General features: G+C 41.6%; 17 protein-coding genes. 12 read left to right on the top strand and 5 right to left on the bottom strand.

The genetic code is table 11. The features are described 5' to 3' along the window. The first annotated feature begins 82 nt into the window (after nucleotides 1-82). From UB51_RS21185 to UB51_RS21175, 3 genes are all read left to right on the top strand, one after another. Nucleotides 83-568 carry a GyrI-like domain-containing protein gene (locus UB51_RS21185; protein WP_052676027.1) on the top strand — a complete coding sequence of 162 codons (486 nt, stop codon included), beginning with the start codon at nucleotides 83-85 and terminating at the stop codon, nucleotides 566-568. A gap of 142 nt (nucleotides 569-710) precedes the next feature. Further along, a complete protein-coding gene (locus tag UB51_RS21180; RefSeq protein ID WP_044878999.1) occupies nucleotides 711-1,703 on the top strand; it encodes a phosphotransferase in 993 nt (330 codons plus the stop codon). A gap of 52 nt (nucleotides 1,704-1,755) precedes the next feature. Further along, complete coding sequence (locus UB51_RS21175) at nucleotides 1,756-2,655, top strand: aminoglycoside phosphotransferase family protein (protein WP_044878998.1); 900 nt, start codon at nucleotides 1,756-1,758, stop codon at nucleotides 2,653-2,655. A gap of 95 nt (nucleotides 2,656-2,750) precedes the next feature. Here the strand turns inward: UB51_RS21175 and UB51_RS21170 are convergent, their stop codons facing one another. Next, nucleotides 2,751-3,314 carry a GbsR/MarR family transcriptional regulator gene (locus UB51_RS21170; RefSeq protein ID WP_044878997.1) on the bottom strand — a complete coding sequence of 188 codons (564 nt, stop codon included), beginning with the start codon at nucleotides 3,312-3,314 and terminating at the stop codon, nucleotides 2,751-2,753. A 260-nt stretch (nucleotides 3,315-3,574) separates the two neighbouring features. Between UB51_RS21170 and UB51_RS21165 the strand changes: the two genes are divergently transcribed. Genes UB51_RS21165 through UB51_RS21155 form a run of 3 tightly spaced genes read left to right on the top strand, consistent with a single transcriptional unit; the run spans nucleotide 3,575 to nucleotide 6,525 of the window. Next, nucleotides 3,575-4,774 (top strand): quaternary amine ABC transporter ATP-binding protein, encoded by a 1,200-nt coding sequence (locus UB51_RS21165; RefSeq protein ID WP_044878996.1) that lies wholly within the window; start codon nucleotides 3,575-3,577, stop codon nucleotides 4,772-4,774. After that, on the top strand, nucleotides 4,771-5,607 hold the full coding sequence (locus tag UB51_RS21160; RefSeq protein ID WP_044878995.1) for an ABC transporter permease: 837 nt from the start codon (nucleotides 4,771-4,773) through the stop codon (nucleotides 5,605-5,607). The genes UB51_RS21165 and UB51_RS21160 overlap by 4 nt, the downstream gene beginning before the upstream one ends. A 12-nt stretch (nucleotides 5,608-5,619) precedes the next feature. Further along, nucleotides 5,620-6,525 carry a glycine betaine ABC transporter substrate-binding protein gene (locus tag UB51_RS21155; protein WP_044880345.1) on the top strand — a complete coding sequence of 302 codons (906 nt, stop codon included), beginning with the start codon at nucleotides 5,620-5,622 and terminating at the stop codon, nucleotides 6,523-6,525. A gap of 61 nt (nucleotides 6,526-6,586) precedes the next feature. Here UB51_RS21155 and UB51_RS21150 read toward each other — a convergent pair whose 3' ends face one another. After that, complete coding sequence (locus UB51_RS21150; RefSeq protein ID WP_044878994.1) at nucleotides 6,587-7,438, bottom strand: hypothetical protein; 852 nt, start codon at nucleotides 7,436-7,438, stop codon at nucleotides 6,587-6,589. A 126-nt stretch (nucleotides 7,439-7,564) separates the two neighbouring features. Here UB51_RS21150 and UB51_RS21145 point away from each other — a divergent pair, with 126 nt between their 5' ends. Next, nucleotides 7,565-8,095, top strand: a complete 531-nt coding sequence (locus UB51_RS21145) for a GNAT family N-acetyltransferase (RefSeq protein WP_044878993.1) — start codon at nucleotides 7,565-7,567, stop codon at nucleotides 8,093-8,095. A 101-nt stretch (nucleotides 8,096-8,196) separates the two neighbouring features. Here the strand turns inward: UB51_RS21145 and UB51_RS28580 are convergent, their stop codons facing one another. Both UB51_RS28580 and UB51_RS21140 read right to left on the bottom strand, forming a co-directional pair. Continuing rightward, nucleotides 8,197-8,349, bottom strand: a complete 153-nt coding sequence (locus UB51_RS28580) for a hypothetical protein (RefSeq protein WP_199924957.1) — start codon at nucleotides 8,347-8,349, stop codon at nucleotides 8,197-8,199. A gap of 133 nt (nucleotides 8,350-8,482) precedes the next feature. Continuing rightward, a complete protein-coding gene (locus UB51_RS21140) occupies nucleotides 8,483-9,436 on the bottom strand; it encodes a TRM11 family SAM-dependent methyltransferase (protein ID WP_445322341.1) in 954 nt (317 codons plus the stop codon). 158 nt (nucleotides 9,437-9,594) lie between these two features. Between UB51_RS21140 and UB51_RS21135 the strand changes: the two genes are divergently transcribed. After that, nucleotides 9,595-9,921, top strand: a complete 327-nt coding sequence (locus UB51_RS21135) for a hypothetical protein (RefSeq protein WP_044878992.1) — start codon at nucleotides 9,595-9,597, stop codon at nucleotides 9,919-9,921. Nucleotides 9,922-10,110: 189 nt separating this feature from the next. Here the strand turns inward: UB51_RS21135 and UB51_RS21130 are convergent, their stop codons facing one another. Beyond that, nucleotides 10,111-10,740 carry an acetate uptake transporter gene (locus UB51_RS21130; protein WP_044878991.1) on the bottom strand — a complete coding sequence of 210 codons (630 nt, stop codon included), beginning with the start codon at nucleotides 10,738-10,740 and terminating at the stop codon, nucleotides 10,111-10,113. Nucleotides 10,741-10,930: 190 nt separating this feature from the next. Between UB51_RS21130 and UB51_RS21125 the strand changes: the two genes are divergently transcribed. The 4 genes from UB51_RS21125 to UB51_RS21110 all read left to right on the top strand — a co-directional run bounded on the left by UB51_RS21125 (nucleotide 10,931) and on the right by UB51_RS21110 (nucleotide 16,060). Continuing rightward, complete coding sequence (locus tag UB51_RS21125; RefSeq protein WP_044878990.1) at nucleotides 10,931-12,655, top strand: ABC transporter ATP-binding protein; 1,725 nt, start codon at nucleotides 10,931-10,933, stop codon at nucleotides 12,653-12,655. Nucleotides 12,656-12,658: 3 nt separating this feature from the next. After that, nucleotides 12,659-14,404 (top strand): ABC transporter ATP-binding protein, encoded by a 1,746-nt coding sequence (locus UB51_RS21120; protein WP_044878989.1) that lies wholly within the window; start codon nucleotides 12,659-12,661, stop codon nucleotides 14,402-14,404. Nucleotides 14,405-14,495: 91 nt separating this feature from the next. After that, complete coding sequence (locus UB51_RS21115; RefSeq protein WP_044876000.1) at nucleotides 14,496-15,185, top strand: helix-turn-helix domain-containing protein; 690 nt, start codon at nucleotides 14,496-14,498, stop codon at nucleotides 15,183-15,185. Beyond that, the gene (locus UB51_RS21110; protein ID WP_144406940.1) at nucleotides 15,101-16,060 is read left to right on the top strand and encodes an IS3 family transposase; all 960 of its coding nucleotides are present in this window, start codon (nucleotides 15,101-15,103) and stop codon (nucleotides 16,058-16,060) included. Before UB51_RS21115 ends, UB51_RS21110 begins: the two co-directional genes overlap by 85 nt. The last annotated feature ends 112 nt before the right edge of the window (nucleotides 16,061-16,172 follow it).

Raw genomic sequence — 16,172 nt, 5'->3', positions numbered from 1 at the left:
TTTTTTATTAATAGGAACTAGACATACAGTTGTCAACTTCCTCACGGTACAATAGTGAAAACGATGAAAGGAGGAAACATAAATGATGAAGACCAGCCAAGAGCACAAGCCCCAAATGACACTTACAGGTGTAAGTGCAAGAACAACAAATAGACAAGAGACGGGACCGAAGGGTCTGATACCTGGGTTGTGGGGGCGTTATTTCCAGAGCGACATGGCATCACAGATTGATGTGGATCATCCACATTTGATTTATGCGCTGTACACAGACTATGAGAGTGATGCGACAGGTGAATACAACGTTATTATTGGACATGAGTGTGGTGACAATAGCAGTCTAGCTGAGGGGTTGGAGCAGGCTACGATCCCTGAAGCTCATTATATGGTTTTTGAGACGAAGAGGGGCCCCTTTCAACAAGTGGTCATAGAGGCGTGGCAGGAGATTTGGATGACTTTCGAAGACTCTACAATCAAGAGAACATTTAGCGGAGATTTCGAGCTATATGATGTGAATGATTTCAGTCCTGAGGATGCTGTGGTACAGATTTATATCGCGGTGGAATCCTAAGAGGACAAGCCGTACCCTACGTAATGCCTACTTGCAATTGAAGCTTATGGTGAACAAATGGCAGTGAATTAGAAACTTCACAACCTATGCTGAATACAATGATCCATAGGCTTCATTATTGTAAGAAATGGAGGAGCGCGGGGTGCTAAATCGATATCAGCATGCTAAGTTTAAGAGCATCACCGACCGATATGGGCTGCATTTACGTCGTGTTAAGACGCACGATTCTTTATACAAAAAAAATGCGGTCTATTGTGCGTCGACAGATAAAGGCAGATTTCTAATTAAAGCGTTGTATATCCGCAAGCTCGATCAGAGATTGACCAAAGAACAACTCTTTTCGTATATCAAGAAATTAAAAAAAGCGCATTATCCCAATTGTCCAAAATGGCTCACTACACGATCCGGTAAGTATTCTGTGAACAGCAATGGCAAGCGATACTATGTAACAGAATGGATTACTGGCCGTAGTTTGCAAAATAATGTTCAGGATTACGAAGCTTTGGGAAGGGCTTTGGCTACCCTTCACACGCTATATAAACATGACCACGCAAAGATGTCCTCATCTACCAAAAAACAAATTAAAAACTTTCAAATTCAAGGCCACCTCTTTCAATCACGCCTGCGTAAAATTAACTCTAAGAACACGATTCCTAAAAAATGGTTTAGAAAACATGGTCATCAGTGCATTCATTTAGCTCATGAAGCATGGGGTATGATGAACACGCCCGAAGTTAGACACATCATTGCAGATGAGCCGAACCACCCTGCATTAATTCATGGTGATGTCACCATACCTAATATTGTAATCAATTCAAAAGGGCTGTTCCTAGTTGATTGGGATTGTTTAAGAAAAGGATCTATTTATTACGAAATTGCCAAAACGCTCTCCAATACCACACAATTTAATCCCGAGTTTATTCATGGGTTGTTGCGTGGCTATGTAGGAATACACCCGTTAAATCCGGCTGAACGGTTCTTGATCAGTGCTTTTTTTCGTTTGCCACGAGAGGCATGGGTCGAGGCGCAGAGAATTTCACAGGGGAGAAGTCACCGTGGTCTAGCTTTATTAGCTTTAACATGGGAAGGACGTTTAAATGCTATATCCCTGCTAGATGCATGGGCTCGTGAGTAGAGGAAATGGGGATAACCATGAGTTAAATATGACGTGAATAAGGTGATATAAGATGTTCGCATGGATGAATCTTGAACAAGAATATGGTATTCGCATCGTGAGACAGGACAGTGTACGTGACGTCTATAAGATTTTTACCCGAGATCACGGCGTGTTATGTTTGAAGGGCTATAATATTGCGGAATCAGAGATGGTCTTTATCACTCAAGTATTTACACATTTAGCCGGTCATGATTTTGTACATTCTCCTAGAATCCTTCTAACCACGGCACAACTACCTTGGATTACAAAAGATGGTGTCCATTACATGTTAACTAATTGGGTAATCGGCCAACATCCCCAATTCAAGAGAAAGGAACATTTCAAGAAGGGCATACGTCTTCTTGCCAGATTCCATACGATCGCTCAGGGGTTACAAACCCCGCATATCCCTGAAAGAATAAGGTACAACAGTTTACGGGGTTTGATCACATCGTATCGTCGCCAACTTGATAAATATCAGAGAATGGGGCGTATGACAGCTCTGTGCGATGAAGCACTGGAGCAGTTACACCATTCGACAGTCATTAAGGGCATTGCCAAAGAACAAGCTGCTGTAGCTTTTGTGCATGGAGATTATAATTATCCGAATCTCGTTCTAGACACATCGAAATCTATGCATATGATTGATTTTGATAACACATCATTGAATGTGCGGATGCAGGATTTCTCTCATATTTTACATCGTAACTTACCCTGGAAGGGCCGTGAGACATTACGTTGTATTGAGTATTATGATCATAAGCGTTCTTTAAGTAAGGAAGATTTGCATTTATTATATACATTACTGCTTGTACCTTACCCCATCATAAGGGCAGTGAGACGAAAGAAATCAATGCGGCATGCCCAAATGACACTTCCATCGAAGAAGCAGATCAAGGATTATAAGGCGGAGTTAACGCAGTTGTTGTAGTAGTGGTTATAGATATGTGGATAAACAACAAAAATGCCGTAGGCTATCGTTACATAGCTTACGGCATTTCACATATTGGATACGATATTAATCTGCTATTCTTTCTCATCTTTGGGAATCCAATCGAAAATTTGCCCAGATTCTAAAGCATCGATAAAACGACCTAGCCATTTATAGTAATGGATTGCATGAGTCATTTTTTGAATATCCATATCGACTTGCGCAACCAATATTTCGTTATCTATGTGATCCTCACGTAGTTTCTGTAACTCTGTTCTTGATTTACCTAAAGAATGAAGGTTCATTTCCATGGATTTGCGCCATTTAATGGAGAAGTAATCAACAAAATTCTGATGCCAGTCCCCTTCTACCTCATACAGATCCTTGCGCGAGCCTTTTCCCCAAACTTTATTTATCATCTTTAAGTCCACTAATGCACGCATGCCTGTACTCATACTCGTTTTGCTCATTCCCATTTCCTGACCCATTCCGTCCAGTGTAACGGGACCATCGTGGAAGTACATATTTCCGTACAAATGACCAATGGACATCGTGACCCCATAAAGATCCATATTATTTCCAATAGAATCCATGACGCGTTGGCGCGATTTTTCGATCACTTTAATTTGCTCTTCATTTAATCCATCAAATGTTGTCATGTCGTACACTCCCCTGAATAACGCTTGCGATGAGCGGAAACAATATCCACAGCATCCATTGTAGGAAAAAGTGTTTGAAAAGTAAAGAATGAAGCCTTGGAGGAAATGTATGTTAAACAGAGTATACAGTTAATATAGTACGTAAAGTTAAAACTGTACAGACTACACGGTTAATTTTACATTTTGACCCTGTTTTTAAAGAAGTCTAGACTAAGTAAGTGCCATATAGTAGCTACGGATGATTTGAAAGGGGGATAAAGATGGCGATTATAGAAGTCAAATCGTTAAGTAAGGTGTTTGGCAATGATCCGAAGAGGGCGTTTCCTTTGCTAGAGCAAGGTTGGTCTAAGGAGCGTATTGCTAAAGAAACGAAATTGACAGTAGGGGTTAATCAGGTCAACTTTTCTATAGAACCTGGTGAGATCTTCGTCATTATGGGTTTATCGGGTAGCGGGAAATCAACGGTGGTTAGACTGTTGAACCGTCTCATTGAGCCAACAGCGGGGCAAGTTCTTATTAATGGTAAGGACATTGTTCAAATGAATCGGGAAGAACTACGGCAAGTTAGACGAAAGACAATGAGTATGATCTTTCAGAAATTTGCTCTATTTCCTCATCGTACGATATTAGAGAATGTTGAATATGGATTAGAAGTACAGGGGATAGGGAAAGAGGAACGAGTAAAGAAAGCGAAGGAATCCCTAGCCTTAGTTGGGTTGGCAGGTCTTGAGGATCGTAAACCGGATCAACTAAGCGGTGGAATGCAGCAACGAGTTGGACTAGCTCGAGGTCTGGCTAACGATCCTGACATTCTGTTGATGGATGAAGCTTTCAGTGCGCTTGATCCGCTTATTCGTAAAGATATGCAGGATGAATTACTTGAGCTCCAAGCGAACATGAAGAAAACAATTATATTCATTACACATGACCTTGATGAGGCATTACGTATTGGAGATCGCATTGCGTTGATGAAGGATGGTGCCGTCGTTCAGATTGGTTCACCAGAGGAAATTCTCATGAACCCTGCTAATGCTTATGTTGAGCGATTCGTAGAGAATGTAGATTTATCCAAAGTCCTTACAGCAGCTCATGTGATGATTCGTGCTGAGACGATTACCATGGACCGTGGGCCAAGGGTTGCATTGCAGCTTATGAAAGAGCGTGGAATTTCTAACCTGTATGTCGTAGATAAAGCACGGCAACTCATTGGTGTCGTTACGGCTGAGGATGCCTCTGCTGCTATTAAATCGGGCCAAACCTTAGAGGATATTATCATTGGAGATACCCCAACAGTGTCACCGGATGTTCTTCTTGTGGAGCTTTTCGATGTGGTAAGTAGCGCAAAAATTCCAGTTGCTGTTATAGATGAACGGAATCGCTTAGTTGGAATTGTGATCAGAGGAGCTGTTCTCGCAGCGTTAAGCGGAAATAATGAGGCGGAAGCAGGTGAACCTCAATGAATGTACCAAAGATCCCCATTGGGGAATGGGTAGAATCGCTAGAGGGTTGGTTGGAAACGAATTTCGAACCCTTTTTTAAAGGCGTTAAGCTTGTTGTAGGTAATATTGTTAATGGTTTGGCAGATGGTTTTAACTTCTTACCTCCACTTATTATGATCGTTATATTTACGATCCTTGCCTTCTGGCTTGGAAGGTTTAGACTCGGAGCATTCACACTTCTAGGTTTGTTGTTAGTGCTTAATTTAGGTTACTGGGAACATACCATGGATACCCTTGCGTTGGTGTTGACAGCTTCATTCATTTCTATTGTATTAGGTGTGCCGATAGGTATTCTATGTGCTGGAAACAGAAGAGTCCAAAGCATAATAACGCCAATACTGGATTTGATGCAAACCATGCCAGCATTTGTATATTTACTACCAGCCGTTGCTTTCTTCTCATTGGGTGTTGTGCCTGGTGTCATTGCCTCGGTTATATTTTCAATTCCGCCAACCATTCGGTTAACCAGCTTGGGTATTCGTCAGGTTCCCGAGGACTTAGTGGAGGCGGCAGATGCTTTTGGTTCAACAGGTATGCAGAAGCTAATCAAGGTACAGCTACCGATTGCTATTCCAACTATTATGGCTGGAATTAATCAGACGATTATGCTTTCACTGTCGATGGTCGTTATTGCTTCGATGATTGGAGCGCAGGGTGTTGGTGCAGACGTCTATAAAGCGGTGACACAGGCGAAGACAGGTATTGGAACGGAAGCGGGTCTGGCTGTCGTTGTTCTGGCAATTATGCTGGATCGAATGACACAGAAATTAGCTAAGAAAAATAAGAAGGGGTGAATGTATTTGTTGATGAAAAAGAAAATGAGTATACTGTTGATGGCGTTCATGGCGATAACTTTGGTGCTTGCAGGTTGTTCTAGTAACAAGAACAATGCGGGGAACGGAGAAACGTCAACGGCAAATAAGAATAAAAAAATTACGCTGGCTTATGTTGCATGGGATTCAGAAATTGCCAGCACGAATGTCGTCAAGGAAGTATTGGAGAGTAAATTAGACTATAAAGTGGAGATGCTGCAGGTTGATGCTGGACCTATGTACGTAGGTGTTGCAGATGGTAGTGCAGATGCGATGGTATCTGCATGGTTACCGAGCACACATGGTGAGAACTACTATGAACCGAACAAAGATAAACTGGAAGATCTCGGTGTTAATTTAAAAGGAACTAAGCTTGGTCTGGTCGTACCAACCTATATGGATATTAAGTCGATTGAGGATTTAAAGAAAGAAGAAGTAGGGAAATTGGTTGATTACACGATTACGGGGATTGAACCGGGTGCGGGGCTTATGACTCAAACGGAAAAAGCGGTCAAAGAATACGACCTGAAAAAGTGGAATCTTCTTGAAAGCTCCTCCGCCGCGATGGTAAAAGTACTTCAAGATGCTTATGCCAAAAAAGAACCGATTGTTATTACAGGTTGGACTCCTCATTGGATGTTCGCTGATCTGGAATTGAAATATCTTGAAGATCCAAAGAAAGTATATGGTGAAAGCGAAGAAATTCATACACTTGTGCGCTTAGGTCTGAAAGAAGATCAACCTACTGCTTATCGTCTTCTAGATCAATTCGAATGGACACCAGCAGATATGGAATCTGTGATGGTTGATATATCTGGAGGTATGTCTGAACAAGAGGCTGCCAAGAAGTGGATCGAAACTAATGAAGCTAAGGTTAACGAATGGATCGCTGGAATATAATTAAATTTGTATGATGAAGAACAGGCCCGAATTTTAAAATCGGGCCTGTTTTTTTTGGTGATCAAAGGTGTTTATTTGAGGTCCTTGAAGCAAACGGAGGGTTCGCAACAATTACAGGAAACAATTTTGAAAGTTCTTCCCTATTGATACTCTTGATTGTCTTTACTTTCTTACTGTTCGTAGAATATCTATACAATTTCCATTGGTCAGATGGGTACTCACAAATAAAATCGAGAATTTCCCCGTTTTTATGCCATAAAACCAGAGCCGTACTGATGTAATTGGTTTCTCTGGGTAGATAGAAAAATGTATCATTGTTAACATTGTATATAGCTATGGATTTTTTGGATGTATCTCCGTAAGCAAAGGCGATTTTATTTTCTTTAGGTGACCAGTTATAAGCGCTAATCGTTTCTATAAATCCTTTACCTTCGGCCTTTAAACGATCATTTAACATCGTGGATTTTCCGGTTTTAAGATCAACGAGTAACAAATAATATCCTGCACTATGATTTACGTGCACAGCCAGAAATGTATGGGAGGGGGCTAAAGATACGCTTGAAATGTCCAGCGGTCTTTCATCACTTTCATCAAACGGTATCGTATACTTTTTACTTCCATTCGTAATAACCATTGTAGTTATGACATTTTGTTCAAAAGTAGCAACGTGATCTAATTTTATTTTATTCGCTGTTAATGTAATATCTTTTCCTTTCCAGATTATTTTGCTTTGGCTCACTGTCTTTTTAAATTTGGTTATGGATTGATACAAAGAAGTCTCCAAGAAAACCTCTTTAGCATGACTTTGAACAGAAGAAACAGAGTGCGTTTGGCTTTTCACAGCTGCACTTGATGAATTACTGGTATACCCCATTAGCATGACACTCAATAGAAAAACTGCTACATACTTCATCTTGACAGCTCCTTTATCCTTTTTATATTGTATAATAAAGATATTCCGGAAAATGAAGGGACTGAACTATGCACAGATATCAATATTTTTAATCCAACTATAACAAATATAATGGAGGTAAAACTATTGATTACAGAATTACACACGAAAAGGCTGCATTTAAGAAAAATGGAAGTGTCAGATTCGTCGAGCTTGTTTCAAATATGGTCTGATCCAGATGTGACTAGGTTCATGAATATAAGTTCTTTCAGTGATGAAAATCAGGCAAAAGGTATGATCGAACTTCTTGATGAACTTGCTCAGGATAACAAAGCTGTTCGTTTCGCTATTATTGAATTAGAATCTAATAAAATTATAGGTTCTTGTGGTTATAACTCCTTAGATTTTGACAATGGAAAAGCAGAAATTGGTTATGACATCGCAAAAGCATCTTGGGGCAGAGGATATGCTTCAGAAGCCATTTGCTCTTTGTTAGATTACGCATTCTCATGTTTAAAACTAAATCGAATTGAAGCAAAAGTTGAACCCGAAAACGTGAATTCGATAAAGGTTTTACAAAAATTGAACTTTAAGTTTGAGGGAACACTAAGGCAGTGTGAGCGATCAGAAGGAAAGTTTATCGATCTTAATATGTATTCAAAATTAATAACAGATTGATTCAATTTTTTAGCCTATATTTCTGTGAAATATAGGCTATTTCCTATTTCTATATAAGTATTTCTGCTACCAAGAGCGGGCTAATGTAAATGAATACTGAGCTAATTATTAGCAAAAACAACCTGAATCTGTTCTTTATCGGAACAATCCAAGCATACTAAGGATTTGTCTTCCGATACTATGCCGTTAAGAAATCCATCATTACAGAAGATTTCCTTTTTACATTCCTTGCAGTGGCCAACAAGTTCCTGCATACGCATGCCTCCCAAGTTATAAACTTTATGCTACATGTTTTCGGGTAACAACCACGTATCCTCTTTATATAGTTATCAAATCATAGATGATTACCTGAAAAAGGTGAACGTGTGACAGCTTGATGGAAATAAGTCACTCACACACGATAATTTGTCTTGAGAATGATCTTTTCTTCGCCACACATCGGTCTGTAGTAACGAATCCAGCCTCAGCAATCATCTCATCCATCGTCTCAATGGTGATAATAACGACTTTACTGGCAAAACGGCGAGTGTGTTGAAGAAGGGAGAGTTGCTCCTCGGGCGTCGTTGATGAGAATAGATTGTACGGCATGTCTAATATAGCTACATCATAACTCGAAAGAACATCAGAGATATCTCCTAACGTTAACTCTGTTTCGTAGCCGAAATGGGCAGTGTTGGCACGTGCGCCTTGAATGATATGAGGATTGAGGTCACGACCCACTATATTGATCCCCATGGAGAGGGCCTCTATCACGACAGTTCCAATACCGCAGCAGGGATCGATGGCAGTAATGCCAAGCGTCTTCGGGATCGCAATATTAACGGCAGCTCTAGCTAGACGTGTACCTAGGGCAATGGAATAGTTACGAGGCTTCTTCATATGTTGGAACCAGATGGGCTCGTTCTTCATGTATTTGCCAAAGTACCAACGCCCACCAAGCGTAATGATGCCAAAGGTATGATCTGGATGATGTACATCGGCTTCACCATCGATATGTAATCCTAGATCTCGCTCAATGATACGGCGATCGTCATATTCTATTTTGACTGAAGGATCTAGATCGTTGATTTTGTTGAATATCACTTTGAACGTCGACCCATTCAATTGGATGGCTTCTACTTGCTGTAATATTTCGGGTAAGTTATCCCCTTCGTACATGATCTCAATCCGTTCTTTCATGAACGGGCTTCTGCTAGGATCAATGTCAATAGAGCTTCTTATTATGTTCGATGTTGTGTCTATTCCAAAAAAAGAGCGCATCTCTAAGTGACATAGGGAGCGTTCGTCCTCGTTATATGCATAAGTGTATATATAGTCCGGTAAAAGGCTAATTGTGTTCAATCTTATCCCATCCTTTATAGCAGTTAAATTTATATTCGTCTCACCACCATATCTGTAAAAGTGTAGAAAAGCAAAAATAATGCGTATTTCTCGCTTATGAGATGGTAAGATAAGTAGGATACACTACGACTAAACGATAAAGAACGGAGAACAACAATATGGCTCACATGGATGCAACAAAAGCAGCACAACTACTAGAGAAGTGGATTTCATTTAACGATATGGACGACAAATCGGCTTGGGAGCCGGGAGAGTACCCTTTTATCCAGAGTACCTCGAAGGCTATTCGGTTATCTGTACAAGTGCTTAAGGGCAAATCTTCAGCCAAAGGAGCTCAATTACAAGAAGCAGCTGCACAGTTAGAAGAATTCGCAGACGAGTATGGCATGGATAGTCCTGATGAATGGGAACGGGAGAACGTTGCTTATGTGAAGGAAACCTATGAAGCATTACAATTTACGGTGGCTTTGCTTAGGAAAAAGTAGGGACTTCTCAGATAGGTCATCAGACAACACCAACTCGCTAAAGCAAAGCGGGCTTGGTGTTGCCTGCGTTAAACACTCCATTACATAAATTACCTTTTGCGTCGATTGTTCGAATGATGACTGAGGTACCTCAGTTGATACAAAAATCCGCCTGTACGCGGATTGGCGCGAAAGGCGGTTAATGTAGTATTAATTATGCGATTTAAAGATGCCGAAGGGTGCGCCAACAGGTAAGAAGGTCCGACCGAAATGTACATTTAGGACGGCAGCGCCTGTCCCATATAGCGACATGATTCCAATACCCAATTCTGCATAAGCTGCAATCGAATGGAATAATTCAGCTGCAATACCAAATGCGTCGAAAGTTAAACCAAGAAATAGGAAATCGATCAGTACAAAGATGATGAACAATACTTTATGCGTCTCCATAGCCCCAAGGGTCATGAATAGCGAGAAGACCAGGTAGCCAGCGAAGACGAATCCAAGCTGTTTACCGTCTATGTTAGATGCAAGAATCGTGCCGAAGACGCCAAGTTTGATGAGCCAACTGGCACCCATCCCGAACCAAAAGAACGCGAAAGCGCCAAAAGCAGTTGATCCGAAAGTATTATTATGCTTAGCATCTTGGATGCAAGCGAACAGCTGTGCGAAAGCTCCAAGGAATATAGCCCAAGGAATAGCATAGCTTAGACCCGTTGTGATTCCGAGTTTTTGAGATGAAGCGACGAGCGTAACGATGGCTAGTCCAAACAAGCCTATGGCGCTAGGGTCAGCACTGATCATTTTAACGTTAGAATAGGAATGTGATTCATTCTGCAATTGAAAGCCTCCAGTAATCATAAGTAACGGAATCCGCCGAATCCGGACACACTTGCCATATTGTAAAGCAATTTGACATTTTAGAAAAGAGTATTTTGCATTTAAAACAGAAAACAAGTTGTAAATTCATGATTGTTACTGAAATGGACTTATTTTCCTGAGTAAATTGATTAAGGATTGAGGTGTTTATTTGCTTAAACTTACTAGGTTTATTAAGCCTTATTGGTTCGTTGCTCTTCTAGGTCCGTTATTTATGCTACTTGAGGTCTGTATGGATCTTCTTCAGCCGAGATTAATGGCCAGTATTGTTAATGAAGGTGTCATGCTTGGTGATCTTGGGCATATCGCGCGAACAGGATTAGTCATGTTGGTTGTTGCGATAATCGGTTTAATTGGTGGCGCATGTTGTACCATTTATTCAACAATTGCTTCACAGAATTTCGGTGCAGATTTACGGCAAGAGTTATTTCAAAAAGTACAATCGTTATCTATTCGAAGCTTAGACCGTTTCGGGGCAGGTTCGATTGTAACTCGGTTAACGGGCGATATTACTCAACTTCAGACCGTGGTTATGATGGTGCTTCGTATCTTTGCGCGTGGCTCATTTATGATTATCGGCAGCTTAATTATGGCGTTCATGATTAATCCTAAGCTCTCGTTGATTCTGTTAGCCATGATTCCGTTGCTAGTTGTATTCCTTATTGTGACAACGCGAGTTACCATTCCTCTATTCTCCACCGTGCAGCAGAGGTTGGATGATGTGAATACAGTGATGCAGGAGAACCTGTCTGGTATACGGGTTGTGAAGGCTTTCGTACGATCAGATTATGAGGAAGCTAGATTCAGTAAGAGTAATACCAACTTTCTTCATGCGAGTCTTAAGGCTGCTAAAGTGGTGGCATTAAACACACCGATTATGTCTATTATTCTTAATTTTAGCGTTGTGGGTGCGTTGTATTATGGAGGAGTTCTGTCTGAAGAAGGTTCGCTCTCAGTTGGTAACCTGGCGGCATTCCTAACCTACATTACACAGTTATTGCAATCTACCCTTGGACTAGGTAACCAATTAATGGTGATCTCTCGGGCGAAGGCTTCCGCTGACCGTGTGAATGAAGTATTAGATAGTTCTTCAGATAAGTCTGTTGCCGACAAGATTCTAGCAAATGTAGCTACCTTGCATGCGGGTCGACTAGAATTCAGACATGTGGGGTTTAGCTATGAGGGAGTGTCCAAGCATCCCGTTCTGCATGATATTAATTTGACTGCGGAGCCAGGTCAGACGATTGGAATAGTGGGGATAAACGGCGCGGGTAAATCAACATTAGTAAGTTTAATACCGCGTTTCTATGATGTGACCGAAGGGGAAATTCTGATCGATTCGATCAATGTCAATGACCTTGCACCAGAGCAGCTTCATAATCAAGTTGGGATGGTGCTTCAACAAGCATTACTATTTAGCGGTACAATCCGTGATAACATTCGCTACGGGAAGCCCGAAGCCTCACAGGAAGAGGTGGAAGCAGCGGCCGATGCTGCACAGGCTCATGATTTCATTATGAATTTACAGGACGGGTACGATACGATGCTTGGACAGCGAGGCGTTAATTTATCGGGCGGTCAGAAGCAGCGCCTCGCTATCGCACGGACATTACTCATGAAACCGAAGATTGTTATTCTTGATGACTGCACCAGTGCAGTAGATTTAAATACCGATCTGCGGATACGACAGTCACTGAATAACATTATGAAGGATAGTACCTGCATCATTATAGGACAGCGAATTGCGTCCATTGAGCATGCGGACCGTATTATTGTTCTAGAGCATGGTGAAATTACGGCAGAAGGTACACACCATGAGCTACTTTCACGTAGCCAACTGTATCGGGATATTGCTAGATCCCAGCAAGGAGCCTAAGGTATGAATACTACACTATCTTCATTACGTAAACTTGGACGTTATTTGTTGCGCCAGCCTTTTCGCTTATTCTCGGTTATTATTCTTACTATTATTGCAGCAGGATTTGCGCTAGTTGGACCCTATCTAATCGGAATGGCGCTGGACCAATATATTATTCCAAGGGCCTACGAGGGATTGTTTCAGCTATGTATTATGATGTTAATGATATATGGACTAGGTAGCGTGGTGACATGGCTACAAGCTATCATTCTTGCGGATGTGTCACAGCGGACCGTATGGAGTCTACGAGGAGACCTGTTCAGTCATCTTCAGAAGCTTCCCATTCCGTTCTTTGCCAGTAAGAGTCATGGCGAGCTGATGAGCCGTACAACCAACGATATTGATAATGTCTCCAATACGCTGAATCAGAGTCTAATCCAAATGATTTCAAGTGTGACGATGGTTATCGGTTCTCTGACCATGATGCTGATATTGAATGTCTGGTTAACACTCGTAGCTATGGTGACGATCCCCTTGATTACGATCATTACGAAGAAGATTGCTAAGTTCACGCAGCGTCAATTCAAAGGTCAACAGCAAAAGCTCGGTGAATTAAACGGCTTCATTGAAGAGACAGTATCGGGCCAGCGGGTGGTTACGTTATTTCATCAGGAAGCGAGAATTGCTGAGGAGTTCAATACCACCAATACGAAGCTAAAAGAAGCAGGAATTAAAGCACAGATTTACTCAGGAATGATGGGTCCCTTCATGAATCTATTCAGCCATTGTAGCTATTTACTGATTGCCGCAGTCGGTGGTTTTCTCGCCATCCATGAGATGGCGACTGTTGGGGTTATCGTCAGTTTTCTAGCCTATGCGAAACAATTTAGTGGACCGCTTAACGAAGTAGCGAATCAATATAATATGATCCAATCGGGAGTAGCAGGGGCGGAACGTGTATTTGAAATCATGGAGATTCCATCTGAGTATGATGAAGACCAATCGTTAAGTAACGTAACATCCATCAGGGGTAAGGTTGAGTTCAATGATGTTCACTTTCAATATGGGACAGGGAATGCGGCTTTGCGGCATATTACTTTTACGGCCAATCCAGGTGAGACAATCGCTCTGGTAGGACCCACTGGAGCAGGGAAAACGACGATTATTAACCTCATCGGACGGTTCTATGAGATTAATGAAGGTCAGATTCTCATTGATGGAGTAGACATTCGTAATATGGAGAAGAATAGTCTGCGAAGCCAGCTTGGAATTGTGCTACAGGATGCGCACCTTTTCTCTGGATCCATCCGTGATAATATCCGCTATGGTCGGCTCGATGCTTCGGATGAAGAAGTGGTAGCAGCGGCGGTTCAGGGCAATGCTCATACATTCATCATGCAGCTTCCACAAGGATATGATACGGAGCTGTCTGCGGAGGGCGGCAACATCAGTCATGGACAGCGTCAGCTCATTACCATTGCCCGTGCCATTCTGTCCGATCCTGCATTACTGATATTGGATGAAGCAACGAGTAGTGTGGACACCTTAGCGGAAATACATATTCAAGAGGCGATGAACACCCTGCTTCAGGGTAGGACGAGCTTTGTGATTGCCCATCGTTTAAGTACCATTCGAAATGCAGATAAGATTCTTGTCATTGAAGATGGACAGATTGTGGAGCAGGGGAGTCACGAACAACTTTTGGATCACAAGGGTTTATACTACGAGCTACATGGCAATCAATTTCAGGAAGGGGTTCTTTCCTAATAAAAGCAGACTGCCCGGTGATACGCTCCCATCATAGTAGACAGTAGAAAAAAACAAACCTTCTACTACTACAATGATGGGAGTTTTTCTAATGTCTAAAAGAAGTCCTACTTCTTTAGAAGTAAAATTACACGCCGTTCAGCGGTGTCTTGGGCATAAGTCAAATCCAAACTATGAAGCAAAACAGCTCGGGGTAAGTAAGGGAACCGTCACGGATTGGATAAGAAAATATAAGGCAGATGGTTTGGAAGGGCTAAAGGAATCAAAGACATGGAAAACATACTCAAAGAAAGCGAAGCTTGCTGCTATTAAAGAGTTATTGTCTGGTCATTACTCCTTATCAGCGGTAACAAAAAAGTACCATATTTCAAGTACAAGTGTCCTGAGGAATTGGATTTCCAAGTATACTAGTGAGATAGAATTGAAACCTACTCGTAAAGGAAAGGGACTATCTCATATGAATAATGGACGTAAAACATCTTTTGAAGAACGCATTGAAATTGCACAATATACCATCGCTAATGATTTGGATTATCAGAAAGCGATCGCAAAGTACGATGTATCCTATCAGCAAGTGTACGCATGGGTTCGGAAATATCAAGGAGGCAGTGAGGATGCTCTCAAGGACAATCGCGGTCGCAAAAAGCCTGTAGAGGAACTAGATGAGCATGAACGTCTTAAGCTACGGATCAAGCAATTAGAAGCTCGGAACGAATACCTGGAGATGGAGAACTCCTTCGCAAAAAAGTTGGCACAGATCAAGCAACGAAATACACGCTAACCCTCGTTCGACAAGTAGACTTGTATCATGCGATTCAAGAACTGAACAAAGAAAAAGGTTACGCAATTACGAAGTTGTGTGCGTTAGCAGGGGTTGCTCGATCTGCCTATTACAAGTGGTTAAACTGGACGCCATCTGCCAGGGAACTTGAAATTCATGCGCTAGCTAAAGAAGTGAAGCTTCGTTATGACAAGCGAAAAGGGATACTTGGGTATCGTCAAATGCGTACTCAGCTAAACCGAAAACTCAAAAAGACTTACAACAAAAAACGCTATTATCGAATCATGCGTGCTCTTGGACTCAAAGCAGTCATCCGTAGGGAACGGCCGAGCTACGTGAAAGCCTCTGAAATCCATGTCGTTGAAAATGTAATGAAACGTAACTTTGATGCCAATTCTCCTAATTCAAAGTGGTGTACGGATGTCACCGAGTTGAAGTATGGGAATGGTCGCAAGGCCTATTTAAGCGCTATTATCGATGTATACGATAACGCCATTGTTTCATGGGTATTAAGCCATTCCAACAACAATAAACTCGTGATGGATACGCTGAAGAAGGCTTACAAGAAGAATCCCAGTGTAACCCCACTCCTCCAAAGCGACAGAGGCTTCCAGTACACATCTCATGAGTATAATCGACTCCACGTAAAATATGGATATATGAAAAGCATGTCTCGTGTGAGCCGATGCTTGGACAACCAACCTATTGAACGATTTTGGGGTACTTACAAATCAGAAAGCTATTATCTTACAAAGTTTCACACCTATGAAGACGTCTTTAAAGACGTTAGCGAATATATTCGCTATTACAACAACTACCGCTATACAGAGTGTTTGGGTGGTTTGTCACCTAATGAATACCGCCGAACTGTATAACAAAAAACCTCAGCTCTGTTCAAACCAGCCGAGGAATCGAGGTCTAACTATTTTTGTTTTTTACACTGTCCACTTGACAGGGAGCACTTCACCGGGCAGTCTGCTTTTATTT

Source organism: Paenibacillus sp. IHBB 10380 (genome assembly GCF_000949425.1).
Lineage (GTDB): Bacteria > Bacillota > Bacilli > Paenibacillales > Paenibacillaceae > Paenibacillus_AQ.
This window is presented reverse-complemented; position numbering and strand designations above follow the sequence as displayed.